The sequence below is a fragment of the Alcanivorax profundi genome (assembly GCF_003597125.1).
Classification (GTDB): domain Bacteria; phylum Pseudomonadota; class Gammaproteobacteria; order Pseudomonadales; family Alcanivoracaceae; genus Alcanivorax; species Alcanivorax profundi.
Window position 1 is genome coordinate 1 of sequence record NZ_QYYA01000193.1, and the last position, 371, is coordinate 371.

1 pseudogene is annotated in these 371 nt (G+C 35.8%); it reads left to right on the plus strand.

Features of this window, described 5'->3' with window-relative positions:
* Positions 1 to 199: 199 nt before the first annotated feature.
* Positions 200 to 371 (plus strand): annotated as a pseudogene (locus tag D4A39_RS19445) (IS1380 family transposase); the annotation flags it as partial.

Here is a 371-nt window from a genome sequence, read left to right on the forward strand (position 1 = left end):
TGGAACGGGCTTTAGAAGTCTTTCCCTTTTTGAGAAAATATTATGCATTAATGTTTGGTTATCCTTAATTCCGCAACATTATAGTTTAACATTATTTATAAGTGCCTGAGCAACAAAAAGTTGCCCAGGATTTTGCCATGTCAGAATTTTCACTTACCTTAGTGTTGCGAAAAGAAGACAAGCAAAACTCTAATATGACATGGCAAAGATACAAATTAAATCAGAGAAACTCACTCCTTTTGGGGGAATTTTTTCGATTATGGAGCAATTTGATGCTCTTTTAGCTCAAACCATAGATTCCACCTTGGGATTGAGATGCACTATGTTTGGTTATCAATATAGCGAGATTCTACGCTCTCTGATGTGCGTAT